Genomic DNA, 16887 nt, shown 5'->3' with positions numbered 1-16887 from the left:
GGTGTCCGAGCGGTCGGACCACCGCCCCGTCGGTCACTTCTGGGGGTTCTCGGACTCCTGGGCGCGCAGGAGCTCGTCCTGGATCTCGTCCTCCCGGGCCGCGCCGCCCTCCAGTCGGCCCCCCACGGCCTTGTCCTGTTCCTGACGCTTCTTCGACCAGTCGTCGACCGAGGCCGACATCTGGTCGCGCCACTTGGAAAGGAGAACGTAGGAAGCGAGGCCGCTGATCAGCCACGCGAGAACCAACGCGATCCACGAGCGCGCGCCGAAGAGGTAGACGACGCCGAAGGCGCCCGCGAACAGCGCCACGCGGGCGGCGGTATAGGTCAGCCAGCTACGCATCAAAAAGCCTCACAACAGACGTTTACCTGCACTAGATTGGGCAGCGAACCCATCCACGCAGATCAGGTGCGTGGACGGCCGAGTCATGCGACCGCGGTCGAAGGGGTGGTGTCCCGGATCAGGCAGCCTTACCTCCAGGTTAAGGGCGTGTCTTCGCCGGTCCGCACCAGGGCGGGGTGTGTCCCGTCGCAGGCCGCGCGCGGTCAGCACTGGATTCAGATAGTCATGGGATGTTTGCAATCCCGACAGCCGGGTCTGAACATCACGTTCCGATCACATATCCCCCGCTTCTCCCCCGAACGCCGCAATTTCTCCGAAAACTAGGGAGGAAACGGACCAACTCGTGCACACTAGGGGATCAAACGCCCGCCGCCCCCTCAGTCCAGGCGGGCACGATTGGGGGAATGTGAAGGTGGAACGAGCAAGCGAACGCCTGTTGACCCCCGGGGAAGTGGCCTCACTCTTCCGGGTTGATCCCAAGACCGTGACTCGCTGGGCCGCCTCCGGGCGCATCAGCAGCATTCGGACCCCCGGCGGGCACCGCCGCTTCCGGGAGTCCGAGGTACGGGCCCTCCTACTCGGGGAACCGAGCGAGAGCACCACCTGAAGGAACGTTCGGCACGCCCCCGACGGTCCCGGACCCGACGACCCCCGGTGGTCTGCCCCGTACCCGGGCCGGTGTCCCCGGCCGGGAGGGGTCGACAGCAAGAGTAGGCTGGAACCATGGTGTGGCTCGGTGGCCTGATCACGCTCGTGTCGATCGTTCTATGGGTGTACGCGTTCTTCGACGCGTTGACCACTCCTGCCCAGGAGATCCGGAACCTTCCGAAGGTCCTGTGGCTGGTCGTCATCGCCCTGTTCATGCCCGTGGGTTCGATCCTGTGGCTCTTCCTCGGTCGTCCGCCCAAGCCCGTCTCCGTCCTGGGCAACGCGTCCTCCCCCGCCGAGGCCGTCAGGTCCGTGGACGACCTCGACCCGTCAGACTTCGCCAAGCCCTCGGACAGCCCGCACCCGCTCGGTCCCGACGACGATCCGGAGTTCCTCAAGGACCTCAACCGTCGGATCGATCCGGAGGACTGAGCCTCCGCAGGAGCTGGCACACGCCGCACCGCGCGCGACAGTCGCGGTACCCGGAACACAGAGGTGGGGCCGTACCCGGACGGGTACGGCCCCACCTTCGTCCCACTGCCCCGACCGGGGTCAGGCGTAGGAGTGCAGCCCGCTGAACATGTAGTTCACGGCGAAGAAGTTGAACATGACGGTCAGGAAGCCGATCACGTTGATCCAGGTCGCCTTCGGGCCGCGCCAGCCACCGGTCGCCCGGGCGTGCAGGTAGGCCGCGTAGATCACCCAGGAGATGAAGGACCACACCTCCTTGGGGTCCCACCCCCAGAACCGGCCCCACGCCTCGTCCGCCCACACGGAACCGGCGATGACACCGAAGGTCCACAGCGGGAACGCGAAGAGGATGAACCGGTGCGAGATGCGGTCGAGCAGCTCGGAGCTGGGCAGGCGTCCGGAGATGCCGGCCACCTTCTCCCCCAGGGCCCGCTTCGCCTCGGCCCGGTGCGCCACCAGGTAGGTGATGCCCGCCGCGCCGGAGACCATGAAGGCGCCGCCTGCGATGATCACCGCGGTGACGTGGATCGGCACCCAGTAGGACTGGAGCGCCGGGATCAGCGGGCCCGGGTCCACGTACAGCCACCGCACACCGATGCCCAGCAGGATCAGCACGGGGACCAGGACGAACGCGCCCAGGAAGCGGGCCTGGTAGCGCCAGGAGGCGTAGAGCAGGGCACCGACGGCCACCAGGCACATCGCCACCACGAACTCGAACATGTTGCCCCAGGGCCAACGTCCCGCGGCCAGCCCCCGGGTGACGATCTGGGCGAAGCCCAGCAGGAAGCCCAGCGCCGTCACACCCAGTGCGATCCGGCCCAGCACGCTCTGGGAGGCCTGCGCCTCCCCCTCGTCCGTGCGGACGTTGACCTCGATGTCACCGTCGTCGGCGCCCTCGACGGAGCCCGCGCCCACGGGCATGAGGCGTCCGGCCCTGAGCTTGGTGCGCTGTCCGTAGGCGGCCTCGATGGCGAAGAGGAACAGCGCGGCCGCGTACGTCACGATCATCGCGATGATCAACGTGTCACTGGCCGACGCCATCGTCTCGTCCACCGGTCCGGCGAGTGTGTACGTCACCGGTCACTCCCTCTTGTCGTCGACCCTCGCGGGTCGGATGTGGTGTGGGGGCCGTCGTCGGGCTCGCTCCTGAGCCGTCCGGCGAGCCGTTTGGTGATCTCGTGGAACTCGGCGTTGTCGCCGGCGACCTCGGTCTTGCCGAGCCCGGCCAGCTCCACGCGGGTCGTGCCGTCCTCCCCCTTGGTCGCGCGCACCCACACACGGCGGGGGCGCACGAACAGGGTCAGGAGCAGCCCCGCCACGGCGGCCGTGGCCGCACCCAGCGCGGGCAGGCGGGCGCCGTCCCGGTTGCTCTGGAGCGTGGCGTACTCCTTGTAGCCGGTGAAGGTGATCGAGCCGGCCTCGTCGGGCAGCTCCCAGGTGTCACCCACCGCCAGGACGGGGGACTCCCCCAGCGGTTCCATCCCGGCGGTCTGGAGCTGGTAGACCGACTGCGGATCCACCATTCCCATGTCGCCCTGGTAAGCCTCCAGCGTCACCCTCGGGTTCTGTGCCCCGGGGAAGGTCGAGACCAGCTCACCCTCGGGATCCTCGGCGGCGGTGGGCAGGAAGACCCCGACGAAGCCCAGTTCCTCGCCGCCGGTGTCGGGCACCTTCACCACACCGTCGGACGTGTAGCTCATCGTCTCGCGGTGCAGGAACGGGACCGCCTGGTCGAAGACCAGGTCCCCGTCGCCGTTGCGGACCTCGAACTGCGGCGCGTACCCGTGCCCCAGCAGGTAGACCTGCACTCCGTCCACGCTCAGAGGGTGGTTGACCTCCAGGGTGTGCTGCTGCACCTCGGCCCCGGGCGACTCCGTGTAGCTCAGCTCCGCCACGTAGGACTCGGCCTGCCCCCGCAGGTCCCCGTCGTCGATGAAGGAGGCCTCGAAACTGTCCAGGTGGATCGTGAACGGCTCGAAGGCGTCGGTGTCGGTCCAGTGCCCCGGGTAGATGGCGTCGTAGGAGGGCAGCGTGTTCGCGAACCCGTCCCCCTCCACCAGCAGCATGTTGCCCCGGTATCCGAAGAAGGATCCCGCCGCCAGGGCCAGCAGCAGGGCCAGGAGGGAGAAGTGGAACAGGACGTTGCCCGCCTCGCGCAGGTACCCGGTCTCGGCCGAGACCGAGTCCCCGTACCGCTCGACCCGGTACCCCTTGAGCACCTTGCGGGCCTGCTCCAGGGCGCTCTCCGGCGAGGCTGCGGTGCCGAACCGGGCCACGTACGGCATCCGCCCGAGGTTGCGCGGGGTCGCCACCGGACGCGCCCGCACCGCCTTGGCGTGCACCAGGGCCCGCGGGATCACACACCCGGCCAGCGACACGAACAGCAGCAGGTAGATCGCGGCATACCAGGGGGAGGAGAACACGTCGAACAGGTAGAACCGGTCCAGCCACGGAGCCAGCTCGGGGTTCTCACGGAAGTAGGTGGCGACCTCGTCGACGCTCACCACGTTCTGCGGCAGGATCGACCCCGGGATCGCCCCCACGGCCAGCATGAACAACAGGATCAGCGCGGTGCGCATCGAGGTGAGCGTGCGCCACACCCACCGGACCCAGCCCATGGGGCCCAGCCCCTTCGGCGCGGGCTTCCCGGGCTCGGGCGCCTTCGCCTGGTCGGCGCTCTCGGAGTTCTCGGACGTACGCGTACTCAAGTCAGATCACCGTCTGGAAGTTGGCGGCCCAGCCCTGCATGGCGATGGTCATCTGGGTCCACAGACCCGTCACCATCGCCAGGCCGACCAGGACGAGCATGACACCGCCGACCACGGTGACGGTCCGGGTGTGGCGCTTGAGCCAGCCGAACGCGTTCAGCGCCCGCCGGTAGAGCAGCGACGCCACGATGAACGGCAGGCCCAGCCCGACGCAGTAGACCAGGGACAGGAGCATGCCGCGACCGGCCCCGCCCTCGATGAAGGCCAGCGTCTGAACCGCCGCCAGGGTCGGGCCGATGCACGGCGTCCAGCCCAGGCCGAACAGCACACCGAGCAGCGGGGCGCCCGCGAGACCGGCGCGGGGCAGGCGGTGGAAGCGGAACTCGCGTCCCAGCCCGGGCAGCACGCCCATGAAGGCCAGGCCGAGGAGGATGGTGAGAGCGCCGAGCACGCGGGTGATCGGGTCGGTGTGGTCCATGAGGAGGTCACCGAGCCAGCCGATGAACCCGCCCACGGCGACGAACACCAGGCTGAACCCCGCGATGAACAGGACGCTGCCGGTGACCATGGTCCAGCGGCGTCGGGCCAGCTCGGCGTCGACGTCGGCGATCGTGCTCGTGGCGGTCGTGCCCTCGCCGCCCAAGGCGGAGTCGGGGGCGTTCGCCTGGCGTTCCCGCACGTGGGAACCGCTCATCCCGGACACGTACGACAGGTAGCCCGGGACCAGGGGCAGCACGCACGGGGAGAGGAAGGAGACCAGTCCGGCGGCCAGGGCGAGGGGGGCGGCCAGGAGGAGGGAGCCGGACATGACGGTGGTGCCGATCGCGTCCATCAGTCGCCGTTCCCGTCCTGGGCGTCCTCGTCGGAGCCCGGGGCGGTCGCGTCCTCGGAGGGCTCCGCGCCTTCGGTGTCCTCGGTGGGCTCGGCGCCCTCGCCGTAGCCCTCCAGCTCCGAGACCCGCGTCCGCTCCTCGGGATCACCCAGGTCGAACTCCACCACCAGCGGGTCGAGCAACCCCGTCAACTGGCCGTAGGTCGTCGGACCGATCACCCGCGCCGCGATGTTCCCCTCGGGGTCGATCAGCAGCGTGCTCGGGATCGCCCGCGGCGGCACCGTCTCACGGAACGCCTGCGGGATCTCCCCCGGCTGGTCGTACAGGCTCGGATACTCCACACCCTTGTTCTCGGTGTAGGCGATCGCCGCCGTCTCGTTGTCCTTGATGTTCACACCGAGGAAGTCCACGCCCAGCTCCCCGTACTCGGCGTGTACCTCGTCCAGCACCGGCTGCTCGGCGCGGCAGGGGCCGCACCAGCTCGCCCACACGTTCACGACCAGGATCCGGCCCTCGTACTCCGACAGCGACAACTCGTCGCCCTCGAAGGTCGTCCCCGTCACCTCCGGCGCGGCCGCGCGCTCGCCGTCCTCGAAGACCGTGGCACTGCCGTCACCCGAGATGAACCGGTCCTCCTCGCCCCCGGGCTCGATCTCGGTCCCCCCGGCGCAGCCGGACAGGACGAGGACGGCCGCCACCGCGGCGGCCGACAGGGACGGCACGGCACGACGGCGTCGCGTACCTGGGCTGCTACTGGGCATCGAGGGGACCTCGCGAACCGGGTGTGATCAGGGCGGACTACAACAACGACAAAGTGTAGTAGATGCCCTGGGGCCGGCTCGGCCGCCCCGACACATGGAAGGTTCCCCGCTGCGACGCCCGAGGTGACCGGTGCCCGGAAGCAGGTGGGAGCGCGGACGCGGAGGGAGGGGCGTCGCACGCGGGACGGCACACGTCAGGGGCGATGCTGGGGAACATCGCCCCTGAGTGGTCGGCGGATCGGGCGCTGGGTCAGTGGGCCCCGCCCCCGGGTCCGGCCTGGCCTGTTCAACCAGCCTCGACGAATGCCTCGCGGAGGTAGTCGTGTACGGCCCGTTCGGGGACCCGGTAGGAACGCCCCACACGAATCGCGGGGAGAACTCCCGAGTGCACCATTCGGTAAACGGTCATCTTGGACACACGCATGATCGTGGCGACCTCCGCCACGGTCAGGAACCTGACCTCTTCGAGAGGCGGTTTGCTCCCGTTCATCTTCCGACGCCCTCATTCCCGGACGTGAGCATTGTCTACCGTTCAGCCCTGGCGTGCCTCACGGTGCTCGGGGGACCCCGGCGAAACAGTCCCCGCCCCACCGACACGCCAGCGTGTCATGCTGTCACTACTGACACGTCCGTTTTCAGAGTAGAGCCGAGTTCCCCTCTACGGAAGGTCGATCGTGCTGTCTTCGTGGCTGTGCGTTGACCAAGGGTCAGATGAGGTTTAACGCTGGGTATAAATGGCCGATCACGCTCAAAGAAGGCCCGCTCTGGCGAGCACGTAGTCGCGCAGCGGAGCGTAGTCCTCGGGTAGGTATCCGTCGTCGAGAGGCACGGTGACCAGCAGTTTCCCCTCGTGTTCGGCGAGGAACAGAGCGGGGTCGTTGCAGTCGGCGAACCCCACCGTGGGCACTCCCGCCTCTCCTGCGGCACCCGCGAAACCGTGGTCGGCGATGACCAACTGCGGCCATGGCTCACCCCGGTCCGTGAGCTCCGCCAGGATCGCCCGCATCGCGAAGGGGTGGTGGCTGTGCCGGGGCAGGTGTCCGTCCGTCACCAGGGCCACGTCCTCCCGCCAGACCACGATCCGCCGGTTCGGCGGCCGTTCGGTGGTCACTTCGTAGGAGTAGCCGCCCGCCGCTGTGAGGACCTTGCACCCGCGTGCGGTGAGCGCGTCCTTCCACGACTGGTAGGTCTCCCGGAGGTTGCGCGGGTGTCCGGTGGCGAACATGACGCTCTCCTGCCGCCGGGCCGCCAGCGCCAGCCGGTCGGCGAGGGCCTCCAGGGCGTCGATGGTGAGGTCGGGGTCGATCGTGTCGATCCCCCAGACGTACTCCTCGTCCCCCACCACGCCGCAGCGCTTGTTCATCAGGGCGAGGACCTCGGCGTACGTCCAGTCGTGTGCGAAGGTCAGCCCGAACTGGTGGTACGGGTCCTTCTGCACGAGCCTCCGGTAGTGGCGCAGGTTGTTCTGCCGTGGGGTGTCGACGTGCCCCGCGATCCCCGTGCGAACCAGATAGGTGATGAGTTCGGCGCGTGTCGGCGGCGTCACCTGCGTTCCCCTTCCTCGTCTGCGCGGCGAGCCGGTGACACGCCGCGCGACCACCACGGCTTCGGCTCCTGTTCGCCCGGTATTAATCCCCTTCCTACCCGCTGAACGCGCGCCACGCGGCAATCGCGGAGATTTCACCGTGGTGTGATCGACGGCGGCGCCGGGGTGGTGAGGGGGCGGAGGGGTCCGGCTCAGAGGGTGGGGTCGATCCCGTGGCTGGGGAACACCGCGGTACGGGTGGCGTGGATGGCCCGGTCGACGGGGTCCCCGGGGTCGTAGCCCTGCTCGAAGGGGGTGAAGGAGACCCCTCGGCCGTCGGTCATGTAGAGCGGGGCCAGCTCGCCGGTGCGCTGGCGCACGAAGTCGCGCCACCCCTGCGGGGTCTCCCGGTCCGGGTCGATGGGCGCGCCCGCTGCCTCGGCCAACAGGTGGGTCCAGGCCCGGGGCACGACGTGGACGAGGCCGTAGCCGCCGCCGCCGAACAGCAGCCAGCGGCCGCCCGCCGTCTTGCGCGCCAGCTTGTGCAGCTCCTCGTAGGCCCGGCGCTGCCCGTCCACGCTGAGGGTGAGGTTGGCCAGGGGGTCGAGGGCGTGGGTGTCGCAGCCCTGCTGGGTCACCAGGATCTCCGGCTGGAACTCGTGCAGCAGTGGGGGGACCACGGCGTCGAAGGCGCGGTGCCAGCCGGTGTCGCCGGTACCGGCGGGCAGGGGGACGTTGACGGCGTACCCCTCGGCGTTGGGGCCGCCGACCTCCGAGGCGTGCCCGGTGCCCGGGAACAGGGTCGCCGGTGACTCGTGGAGGCTGATGGTGAGGACCCGGGGGTCGTCGTAGAAGGCGTTCTGGACGCCGTCCCCGTGGTGGACGTCCACGTCGACGTAGGCGACGCGCTTGGCGCCCTGTTCCAGGAGCCAGGCGATGGCCAGCGCGGGGTCGTTGTAGACGCAGAACCCCCACGCGTTGCCGTGCATGGCGTGGTGGAGTCCGCCCGCGATGTTGGCGGCGTGCGCGCTCTGTCCCGTCCACACGGCCCTGGCCGCCGCCACGGAGGCGCCCGCGATCAGCGCGGAGGCCTCGTGCATGTGGGGGAACACGGGGTTGTCGGTGGTCCCGAGCATGTGGGCGTCGTCGGGCTCCAGGGTCCGGCCGGCCCGCTTGACCGCCTCGATGTAGGCGGGGTCGTGCACCAGGGAGAGGAGTTCGTCCGAGGCCGGTTCGACGTCCAGGAGGTCGACCCCGGCACCCTCGAAGACGCCCAGCTCGCGGCTGAGCGCCATGGTCAGCTCGACCCGGATCGGCGCCATCGGGTGCTGCGGCCCGAAGTCGTAGGCGGTGAGTCCGTCGTCCCATGCCACCCGAAGTGAGCAGGACGTGCGCCCTCCCATGTGGTGACCCCCGTTTCAGGTGTGCGTGCTCCGAAGCACACAGTACGCAAGGCCGGGCCCGGGCAGAACCCCGGGTCCGGTTCGGTTCTCGGGCGTCCTCGCGCTGGAACGCGGCCCCGGGGGACGGGAACGGCCCCGGAGGGGGTTCCCTCCGGGGCCGGGGCCCATGACGGCGGTCCCGCCGCCGCGCGTCCCTAGCTGTTCTCCATCTTGTAGTAGCAGGACTTGTAGGTCTCGCCCGCCTTGAGATTCTTGGTGCCGTGGAGGGGCTTGCCGAAGCCGGACTCGGTGGAGGTGATCATCAGCCGGTACTCGCCCGGGTCCAGCTCGATCCGCATGACCTCGCCGTCGTCGAAGCAGGAGTTCCCGGTGGGCGGCGAGCTGTAGACCTCGCAGCCCTCACAGGGGTCGGTGAACTCCTCGCCGTGGACCGCGTCCGGGCCCACGTACATGAAGTGCATCTCCTCCGGCGAGTTGTTGGTGAACTCGATGACGACCTTGTCGCCGCCGCCGGTCTCGTACGGGCTCATGTCCTCGATCGAGGACTCACCGAAGATGGTCTGGAGGTCCATCTTCTGCTCGATGCGACCGGCGCCGATGTGCTTGGTGAGCTTCTCGACGTCGTCGGTCTCGTAGTCCGGGTAGCTGGCCTCCAGGTACTCGACCGTCTCGTCCGCGTCGTCGAGGTCACCGGAGTCCACCTGGGCCCAACCGCAGTTGAGCGCGGCGTCGGGACGCTCCTCCTCGATGCGCTCGGCGATGTCGGGCGCGGCGTCCCAGGAGAGGTCGTCGAACATCCCGATCTGGTCGAAGGCCGAGCACCAGTTCTCCGACTGGTAGTCGCCGGTGGCCACGTCGTACAGCTCGACGAGGGCGTCGGGCACCTGTGCGGCGGACGGGGTGTCGGAGAAGTCCTCGGCGATGAACGCGTAGGTCTCCTGCGCCTGCCGGAAGGCCTCCCTGACCTCGTCGGTCACGGTTCCCGTGTACGTCTGGTCCGCGTCGGCGGCCAGCTGGGCGGCGTAGTCGAAGTGGATCTCCGCGATGCTGCCGTCGGTGTCCTCCCAGCGGGAGCCCGCGTGCGCGAAGTAGTCGGTGTAGGACTCCAGCGCGTGGTCGTAGGCCTCGTTGGCCACGTCGGACTGGGCGCGGCGCAGGATCTCGCAGGCCTCGCCGCCCGCGCGGGCCCTGTTCATCAGGGACGGCGACATGGAGAGCTGGAAGCCGCCCTCCACCTGGCCGTAGACGTCGATCGCGGTGTCGCAGTCGCCCTCGGCGTGGGCGGTGTCGGCGACACGGAGCCGCCACTCACCGGTCTGCCAGACGCCGATCAGCGAGAGCGCCATGACCACGACGAGGCAGGCGGCCAGGACGACCGGCCTGGATCCGGCCGTGGGCTGCTCGCCCCGGGCCATGAGGCGCCGATCGTGCTTGCGTCCGGCGAAGAGGCCGTGCACGACGGTGACCAGGACCCACGTGAGGAGGGCCGGGGCCCAGGTGAGCAGGTTGTCGGCGGCGCCCATGACGGCGGCCGTGACCAGCAGGCCGAGGGTGACGGCCAGGTTGATCCCGAAGAACACCCAGCTGCGCAGGTAGAAGTAGCCCGCGCCCACACCGGACAGGTTGAGCAGCGCGGCGCGCAGCCCCGCCTTGGACTTGAAGAGGCCGAGCGGGGGCAGGGGCGGCGGCGGGGGGCCACCGAACTGGCCGGAGGGCGGTCCGGGGGGCATGCCGCCGGGCGGCATCCCACCGGGGGGCGGTCCTCCCGGAGGCATCCCTCCGGGCGGCGGTCCTCCCGGAGGCGGTCCGAAGGGCGGGTTGCCGCCGGAGGGGGTTCCCACGGGCGGGGGGCCGCCGAACGTGCCGGGCGGGGGACCACCGGGTCCGCCGGGACCCATGGGAGCGCCGGGGCCACCCGGGCCCACGGGTCCACCGGGAGGCGGACCGCCGGGCCCCTGACCCATGGGAGGCGGACCACCGGGCGGCGGCCCGCCCGGGGGTGGTCCGCCGGGCGGCTGGCCGCCGGGGGGAGACTGGCCGCCGGACGGGTGACCGGCGGCGGGGTTGCCTCCCGCGACCGGACCCCCGACGGGGTTCTGGGGACCGCTCGGAGCAGGGTGCGGAGTCGCGGACCCGGGCTGGCCCGGGACGTTGGACGGGTCCGAAGGGGGTTGAGGAGTTGTCATGGGGCCCCGGAATCAGTGAGGGGAAGACGTACAGAGTCGGAGGGAAGAGGGGACGAGCCCCTCTTATCCCGACTTTATTCGTCAGGTAGGACGCAATGTCCGACACCTCACGACCAGAGGAGCCAGGAAATCCATGAGTGAATTAGGTCACATTCACCCGTGGCTAGCTCTCCGACAGCGCCCTGCTCCGGTCCCGCGCCGCCTCGATCGCGTCCGTGAAGGCCGTGCGCACTCCGTGTCGTTCCAGCTCACGCAGCGCGGCCGCCGTGGTGCCCCCCGGCGAGGTCACCGCCTCGCGCAGGACCACCGGGTGCTCCCCCGAACCGTCGAGCATGGCCGCGGCCCCGGTGATCGTCTGCCCCACGAGGCGCTGCGCGGTGACCCGCGGCATACCCATGGCCACTCCGGCCTCGATCATGGTCTCCGCGATGAAGTAGAAGTAGGCCGGTCCGCTCCCGGAGATGGCGGTGACCGTGTCCATGTGCTGCTCACCGACCCGGAGGACCTCGCCAACCGCACCCAGCAGCTCCTCGGCCCGGTCCAGGTGCTCGGCCTCCGCGAACGCCCCGCCGGAGACGGCCGTCATCCCCCGGCCCATGAGCGCCGGGGTGTTGGGCATCGCGCGCACGACCGGTACGCCCGAGGACAGGTGGTTCTCCATCACCGCGGTGGTCAGCCCGGCGGCCACCGAGATGACCAGGTGGTCGCGAGTCAGGTGCGGGGCGAGATCGTCCAGCAGGGCCAGCATGTCCTGGGGCTTGAGGGCCAGCAGCAGGGTGCCCGCCCGCTTGGCGGCGTCCCCCGCCGGAACCGTCTCGACCCCGTGACGGGCGCGCAGCTCCGCCGCGTGCTCCTCGCGCGGCTCCGTGACGAGCACGTCCTCCGGTGCGTGGCCCTCGGCCAGCAGCCCGGCGAGCAACGCCTCGCCCATCTTTCCTGCGCCGATGATCGCGATCATTAGGGGTCCTCTCTGCGCGTTCACTCCACGCTAGCCGCCCGGAGGCTCCCGCGCCGACCACGCGTCCCACGGAGTGGACGTCCGAGGAGGCGGACCCGCCCCGGCGGTCAGTCCTGGGCCTTACCCTCGTCGTCGACCGACCCGCCGGGGTCGACGGAGAAGCGCCGGGGCGGGGACTGGCCGCGCCCGCGCAGCAGCGCGATGCGCTCACGGCGGCCCAGCGTGGGTTCGGGCTCGGGCGGCCCCTGCGCGAAGTGCAGCCGGGTGAAGGCCAGCGCCTCGGCCAGCTCGCGCATGCGCGCCTCGCGGTCCACGGACTTACGGGTGCTCACCTCCAGCACCAGCTGCCCCTCGTAACCGCTGCCCGCGAGGTGTTCGAGCAGTTCGGCCACGGGCTGAGTGCCGCGTCCCGGGATCAGGTGCTCGTCCAGGTTCTGGCCGCCGAAGCCGTCCGTCACGTGCACGTGGGACAGCCGGTCGCCCAGCCTCCTGGCCATGTCCATCGCGTCGGAGCCGGACATGGCGGTGTGCGAGAGGTCGAGGGTGACGTCCGGGTAGTCCCGGTCGAGCGGGTTCCAGCTCGGGGCGTAGGGGACGACCTCGCGGTCGCGCACGCGCACCGGGTACATGTTCTCGACCGCGAAGACCACGTCGGTCTCGTCCTGCATGCGCGCCACGCCGTTCTCGAAGTCGCGGGCGTACTCGCGCTGCCAGCGGAAGGCGGGGTGCACCACGACCGTCCTGGCGCCCAGCGCCTCGGCCATCTCCTTGGACCGCTGGAGCTTCCCCCAGGGCTCGCGCCCCCACACGCGCTGGGTGAGCACGAGGCAGGGGGAGTGGACCGCGGTCACGGGCATCTGGTGGTAGTCCGAGAGGCGCCGGAGGAGTTCGATGTCCTGGCTGGCCGGGTCGGAGGAGACGAGGACCTCCACGCCGTCGTACCCCAGCTTCGCGGCGATCTCGAACGCGGCCGGGGTCTTCTCCGGGTAGACCGACGCCGACGAGAGGACCACGGGCGCGTCTGGGACCTGGATAGGGCTCACGTGTTCCAGAGTATGCGCTCCTCGGCGATCTGGCGCGGGCGCCCGCGTGGACACGGCGTGGCGGGGGCTCCCCGCGGGGTCCGCACGGGCCCCTGAACTGGGGGGACGGCCGCCCCCGGCACTCGGGGAACGGCCGTCGGAGATCAGTGGCGCGCCCGGTGGCACGGCCCCGCAAGTGACGGGGTCAGAGTCGCACGGCACCGGCGAGGTCGTAGCGGGTCACGTCCCGCTCGGAGATCTTCCCGCCGGACCTCGGTGCGTCGATCATGCGGTCACCGCCGAGGTAGATGGCGACGTGGTAGGCGTGTCCGCCGGAGTCCGTCCAGTACAGGACGTCGCCGCGTCGGGCGTCGGAGTAGCTCACGCGGGTCCCGGACCGGACCTGGTCCTGGGCCACGCGGGGCAGGTTCACGCCGGCCTGCTTGAAGGAGTGCTGCACCAGTCCGGAGCAGTCGAAGGAGTTGGGCCCCGTCCCGCCCCACGCGTAGGGCTTGCCCTTGTGGGACTCGGCCGCGTCGATGGCCTTCTCCACGCCGTCGGTGGACAGGGACTGGTGGACCCGCTCGCGGTTCTCGGCGTTCGCTGGGCCCTCGTGCGGGGCCGCGGCGGAGACGGGCTGGGCCTGTGCCGGGGCTCCCCCGGCGGCTACGGTCGCGGCCGCGAGGGCTGCGACGAGGAGTGCGCGCGACCTACGGCGACGCGCCTGGGCGGATGCGGCCTGTCGCCCCGAGTGGGTGGTGGAACGGCAGGCCCGCGTTTGCTCGTGGTGTCGTGGTGTTCGCATGACGTGGTGCTCCCTGGGTGCTCCCGTCGGGGCAGCCCGCACCTCTGTGACGCGGGTCTCCCTGCCGCCAACACACCACCATTGGTCACACAGACATCACGGAAATTCACTCTCTGTAGTCCAACCAGCATCCAAAGACGGTAAAGACCGGTTGACCTCGGCGGGCAAATCGGTCGTCGATTCACCAAACGACCACTCGCCCGCCGAGGTCGGTCACCACCGGCTACAGCCAGCTACGGCTGCGGGACGTTCAGGGCGGAACGCACGAAGTCGGTCGTCGCCGCCATGCCGAGGTTGTTCGGGTGGATCGGCGCACCGTCCTCCGGAATCAGGCCCTCGACCCAGCGGGTGCCCGAACCCTGGCAGACGTCGTGGCCGCGCTCGAAGGTGTCGACGAAGACCGCCCCCTGGGCCTCGGCCTCCTCCTTGAGCATCGCGTTGAGCGCGGTCTGGGCGGAGTCCAGCCACGGGACGTCCCCACGGGAGATCGGCGTGCTCGGCCAGCAACCGCCGCTCTCCGGCAGGATCTGGAGGTAACCGACGCTGAGGACCGTGGCGTTGGGGCTGCGCTCGGCGATGTCCGCGTACACGCCGGAGACCTCACCCCGCAGTCCCTCGATCCGCTGGTCGAGCTCGTCACCGTAGTAGTCGGCGCAGGGGCTGCCCAGCGGGTTGCCCAGGCTGCGCTTCGCGCACTCCAGGAGAACCTCGGAGAAACCGAAGTCGTTCCCCGCGATCCCCACCGTGACCAGGTCGGTCTCGGGCCGGAGCGCGTCCAGCTGCGGCGGGGTGTCGTCGAACTGAGCCTCGTAGAGGTGGCTCATGACCGCGCCGGAGCAGCTGACGTCGGTGAGGTCGGCGATCCCCAGCTCGTCCGCGAGGCGCTTGGGGTAGTTGACCGAGGACTGCATGCAGCCGAGGAGCGGCATGTTGGCCTGGGCCTGGACCAGGGGGCCCGCGACGAAGGAGTCGCCGATGGCCACGTAGTGCTCGAAGGCGGCCGCCTCGGTCGCCTGGGCCTCCTCGGCGGCGACGGGCGCGGTGGCCAGCGAGATCCCCATGGCGGCGAGTGCCAGGGGGGCCGTGAACCGGGCGAGACGGCGCAGCGCGCCGGGGCGCTCACCGTCTCGGGAGGCACGGGGGATGGCGGGGGTTCGGTTCGTACGGAACACGAGGGATTTCCTCTCTCCAAGGAGCGGGGGCACAGGAGTGTTCTGACCATGGGGCGAGGGTGACTCTCCCCACATACTCTCTAACATGACTTACGAAACCCTTGACCTAACCGGTAGGTAACTTTCTTGTGTTTCCTGGGGCTCCCGATTCCATTCGGGCCTGTCCCCCACAGCCGTTAGCGTGTCGCCCATGGCAAAAGCTGCGAAGACGACGTTCCGGTGCGCCGAGTGCGGATGGACCACCCTCAAGTGGGTGGGGCGCTGCGGCGAGTGCCAGGCCTGGGGCACCGTCGAGGAGGCCGGGGCCCCCGCGCCCATGGCCGTCGCGTCGGCCCCGGTGACCTCCCGGGCCCGCCCCATCACCGAGATCAGCGTGGAGAGCGCCGAGGCGGTTCCCACCGGGGTGGACGAACTCGACCGCGTCCTGGGCGGCGGAGCGGTCCCCGGCGGTGTCGTCCTGCTGGCGGGCGAGCCCGGCGTGGGCAAGTCGACGCTCCTCCTGGAGGTCGCCGCCATGCGCGCCGCCAAGGCGCCCGTCCTCTACGTGACGGGCGAGGAGTCCGCTGGGCAGGTCCGGCTGCGCGCCGAGCGCCTCGGAGCCCTGTCCGACCAGCTCTTCCTCGCCGCCGAGACCTCCGTGGCCACCCTCGCGAGCCACGTCGACGCCGTCGCGCCGCAGCTGCTGATCGTGGACTCGGTGCAGACCATGGTCTCCCCCGAGGCCGCGGGCGTCCCGGGCGGCGTCACCCAGATCCGACAGGTCACCGGTGCGCTCATCCAGATCGCCAAGGAGCGCGGCATCGCCACCGTGCTGGTCGGCCACGTCACCAAGGACGGCTCGATCGCCGGTCCCCGCCTGCTGGAGCACCTGGTGGACGTCGTCCTCCACTTCGAGGGCGAGCGCCACTCCCAGCTGCGCCTGCTGCGCGCGGTCAAGAACCGCTACGGGCCCACCGACGAGATCGGCGTTTTCGAGCTCACCGAGAAGGGCATCTACGGCCTTCCCGACCCCAGCGGGCTCTTCCTCACCGAGCGGACCGACCCGGTGCCGGGCACGTGTGTCACCGTCACCCTGGAAGGTCGGCGCCCCCTCATCACCGAGGTGCAGGCACTGGTCGCTCCGACGCCCCTGCCCGCGCCCCGCCGCGCGACCTCGGGCCTGGACACCTCGCGGGTGAACATGATCCTCGCCGTGCTGGAGAAGCGCACCGGGATGAAGCTGGCCAACATGGACGTGTACGCCTCGACCGTGGGCGGGGTGAAACTGGGCGAGCCCTCCGTGGACCTGGCCCTGGCCCTGGCCGCCGCCAGCTCGAACAACGACGTCGCTCTGCCGAGCGGGTTCATCGCGATCGGCGAGGTGGGGCTGGCGGGCGACGTGCGCAGCGTGAACGGCGTGCGGCGCCGGGTCGCCGAGGCGCAGCGCCTGGGCTTCACTCAGGCGGTGGTGCCCAAGCACTTCGGCGACCCGGTCAACGGCATCCGCGTCCACGAGGTGGAGGAGCTGAGCGAGGCCCTGTCCTGGGTGGAGCGCAGGGGCCGGCGCCGGGGCTCCCCACGCGGGACCTCCGAGGACTAGGGCGTGTTCGGCGAACACACGCCCTAGAAGTCGAAGATCACGCCCTTGGCGTTGGCCAGCTGGCAGGCGTTGCCGAAGGTCTCCTCGTAGTCCTCGGCGCCGGTGACCCGGACGGTGACCGGGCGGTACTCCATGGTGCAGACGCCGTCCTGGTGGGCCCTCACGCTGGCGATGTCGCCGTGCTCGGCGATGAGGTCGCAGGCCTCGGCAGCCCGGGGGTGATCGCCCCCGGCCGGGTCACACTCCAGGGTGGCCCCGCGGGCCCAGCTCGTGGCGGTGTCACCGTGCTGCTCGACGGCGCCGAAGACCTCGAGCGAGTACGCGACGCCCCGGTCGTCGGCGGTCGCGGGCGCGGTCGCGCTGAGAGCGAAGGCGACGGCGGCGGCACAGGTCAGGGCGGTGGCCATGAGTTTCACAGGGAACTCCCGGGACGAGAACGACGAGAACAACATTCGCCACGAATAGTAGCCACTCG

The 16887-nt window shown here is 70.4% G+C and carries 17 protein-coding genes; 3 read left to right on the top strand and 14 right to left on the bottom strand.

What is annotated here, in order from left to right; translation table 11 throughout:
- Positions 1–33: 33 nt before the first annotated feature.
- Positions 34–342: a DUF4229 domain-containing protein gene (locus BDW27_RS14615; protein WP_017543083.1), complete on the bottom strand. Its 309-nt coding sequence runs from the start codon at positions 340–342 to the stop codon at positions 34–36.
- A gap of 406 nt (positions 343–748) precedes the next feature.
- Here BDW27_RS14615 and BDW27_RS14610 point away from each other — a divergent pair, with 406 nt between their 5' ends.
- Positions 749–949 carry a BldC family transcriptional regulator gene (locus BDW27_RS14610; protein WP_026116196.1) on the top strand — a complete coding sequence of 67 codons (201 nt, stop codon included), beginning with the start codon at positions 749–751 and terminating at the stop codon, positions 947–949.
- Positions 950–1065: 116 nt separating this feature from the next.
- Positions 1066–1422 (top strand): PLD nuclease N-terminal domain-containing protein, encoded by a 357-nt coding sequence (locus tag BDW27_RS14605; protein WP_017543084.1) that lies wholly within the window; start codon positions 1066–1068, stop codon positions 1420–1422.
- Between the two features lie 120 nt (positions 1423–1542).
- Here the strand turns inward: BDW27_RS14605 and ccsB are convergent, their stop codons facing one another.
- The 12 genes from ccsB to BDW27_RS14545 all read right to left on the bottom strand — a co-directional run bounded on the left by ccsB (position 1543) and on the right by BDW27_RS14545 (position 14833).
- Positions 1543–2538 carry a c-type cytochrome biogenesis protein CcsB gene (gene ccsB, locus BDW27_RS14600; protein WP_017543085.1) on the bottom strand — a complete coding sequence of 332 codons (996 nt, stop codon included), beginning with the start codon at positions 2536–2538 and terminating at the stop codon, positions 1543–1545.
- The gene (locus BDW27_RS14595) at positions 2535–4079 is read right to left on the bottom strand and encodes a cytochrome c biogenesis protein ResB (RefSeq protein ID WP_017543086.1); all 1545 of its coding nucleotides are present in this window, start codon (positions 4077–4079) and stop codon (positions 2535–2537) included. Before BDW27_RS14595 ends, ccsB begins: the two co-directional genes overlap by 4 nt.
- A gap of 91 nt (positions 4080–4170) precedes the next feature.
- The gene (locus tag BDW27_RS14590) at positions 4171–5001 is read right to left on the bottom strand and encodes a cytochrome c biogenesis CcdA family protein (protein ID WP_110049663.1); all 831 of its coding nucleotides are present in this window, start codon (positions 4999–5001) and stop codon (positions 4171–4173) included.
- Positions 5001–5762, bottom strand: a complete 762-nt coding sequence (locus tag BDW27_RS14585) for a TlpA disulfide reductase family protein (protein ID WP_370446509.1) — start codon at positions 5760–5762, stop codon at positions 5001–5003. The genes BDW27_RS14590 and BDW27_RS14585 overlap by 1 nt, the downstream gene beginning before the upstream one ends.
- A 286-nt stretch (positions 5763–6048) precedes the next feature.
- Positions 6049–6252 (bottom strand): helix-turn-helix domain-containing protein, encoded by a 204-nt coding sequence (locus BDW27_RS14580; protein WP_013155995.1) that lies wholly within the window; start codon positions 6250–6252, stop codon positions 6049–6051.
- Positions 6253–6510: 258 nt separating this feature from the next.
- On the bottom strand, positions 6511–7308 hold the full coding sequence (locus tag BDW27_RS14575) for a phosphatase (RefSeq protein WP_017543089.1): 798 nt from the start codon (positions 7306–7308) through the stop codon (positions 6511–6513).
- Positions 7309–7499: 191 nt separating this feature from the next.
- Complete coding sequence (locus tag BDW27_RS14570) at positions 7500–8660, bottom strand: acetoin utilization protein AcuC (RefSeq protein ID WP_017543090.1); 1161 nt, start codon at positions 8658–8660, stop codon at positions 7500–7502.
- 224 nt (positions 8661–8884) lie between these two features.
- On the bottom strand, positions 8885–10435 hold the full coding sequence (locus tag BDW27_RS14565; RefSeq protein WP_110049661.1) for a hypothetical protein: 1551 nt from the start codon (positions 10433–10435) through the stop codon (positions 8885–8887).
- Positions 10436–11039: 604 nt separating this feature from the next.
- Positions 11040–11834: a pyrroline-5-carboxylate reductase gene (proC, locus tag BDW27_RS14560; protein WP_017543092.1), complete on the bottom strand. Its 795-nt coding sequence runs from the start codon at positions 11832–11834 to the stop codon at positions 11040–11042.
- Between the two features lie 107 nt (positions 11835–11941).
- A complete protein-coding gene (locus tag BDW27_RS14555) occupies positions 11942–12877 on the bottom strand; it encodes a sugar phosphate isomerase/epimerase (RefSeq protein WP_110049660.1) in 936 nt (311 codons plus the stop codon).
- Between the two features lie 184 nt (positions 12878–13061).
- A complete protein-coding gene (locus BDW27_RS14550; RefSeq protein WP_110049659.1) occupies positions 13062–13661 on the bottom strand; it encodes a C40 family peptidase in 600 nt (199 codons plus the stop codon).
- 233 nt (positions 13662–13894) lie between these two features.
- On the bottom strand, positions 13895–14833 hold the full coding sequence (locus BDW27_RS14545) for an SGNH/GDSL hydrolase family protein (RefSeq protein WP_017543095.1): 939 nt from the start codon (positions 14831–14833) through the stop codon (positions 13895–13897).
- A gap of 190 nt (positions 14834–15023) precedes the next feature.
- On the opposite strand from BDW27_RS14545, the gene radA reads away from it, so the two are divergent.
- A complete protein-coding gene (radA, locus tag BDW27_RS14540) occupies positions 15024–16412 on the top strand; it encodes a DNA repair protein RadA (protein WP_083927456.1) in 1389 nt (462 codons plus the stop codon).
- A gap of 23 nt (positions 16413–16435) precedes the next feature.
- Here radA and BDW27_RS14535 read toward each other — a convergent pair whose 3' ends face one another.
- Positions 16436–16819: an SSI family serine proteinase inhibitor gene (locus BDW27_RS14535; protein ID WP_026128986.1), complete on the bottom strand. Its 384-nt coding sequence runs from the start codon at positions 16817–16819 to the stop codon at positions 16436–16438.
- Positions 16820–16887: the final 68 nt, after the last annotated feature.

The sequence above is a fragment of the Nocardiopsis sp. L17-MgMaSL7 genome (assembly GCF_003182025.1).
Taxonomy (GTDB): Bacteria; Actinomycetota; Actinomycetes; order Streptosporangiales; family Streptosporangiaceae; genus Nocardiopsis; species Nocardiopsis prasina.
This window is presented reverse-complemented; position numbering and strand designations above follow the sequence as displayed.

Excerpts from the sequence above, each read along its gene's own strand:
- BDW27_RS14615 (WP_017543083.1), bottom strand. The coding sequence starts at position 342 with ATGCGTAGCTGGCTGACCTATACCGCCGCCCGCGTGGCGCTGTTCGCG.
- BDW27_RS14605 (WP_017543084.1), top strand. The coding sequence starts at position 1,066 with ATGGTGTGGCTCGGTGGCCTGATCACGCTCGTGTCGATCGTTCTATGG.
- BDW27_RS14595 (WP_017543086.1), bottom strand. The coding sequence starts at position 4,079 with ATGGGCTGGGTCCGGTGGGTGTGGCGCACGCTCACCTCGATGCGCACC.
- BDW27_RS14590 (WP_110049663.1), bottom strand. The coding sequence starts at position 5,001 with ATGGACGCGATCGGCACCACCGTCATGTCCGGCTCCCTCCTCCTGGCC.
- BDW27_RS14585 (WP_370446509.1), bottom strand. The coding sequence starts at position 5,762 with ATGCCCAGTAGCAGCCCAGGTACGCGACGCCGTCGTGCCGTGCCGTCC.
- BDW27_RS14580 (WP_013155995.1), bottom strand. The coding sequence starts at position 6,252 with ATGAACGGGAGCAAACCGCCTCTCGAAGAGGTCAGGTTCCTGACCGTG.
- BDW27_RS14565 (WP_110049661.1), bottom strand. The coding sequence starts at position 10,435 with ATGCCGCCCGGCGGCATGCCCCCCGGACCGCCCTCCGGCCAGTTCGGT.
- proC (WP_017543092.1), bottom strand. The coding sequence starts at position 11,834 with ATGATCGCGATCATCGGCGCAGGAAAGATGGGCGAGGCGTTGCTCGCC.
- BDW27_RS14550 (WP_110049659.1), bottom strand. The coding sequence starts at position 13,661 with ATGCGAACACCACGACACCACGAGCAAACGCGGGCCTGCCGTTCCACC.
- radA (WP_083927456.1), top strand. The coding sequence starts at position 15,024 with ATGGCAAAAGCTGCGAAGACGACGTTCCGGTGCGCCGAGTGCGGATGG.
- BDW27_RS14535 (WP_026128986.1), bottom strand. The coding sequence starts at position 16,819 with ATGGCCACCGCCCTGACCTGTGCCGCCGCCGTCGCCTTCGCTCTCAGC.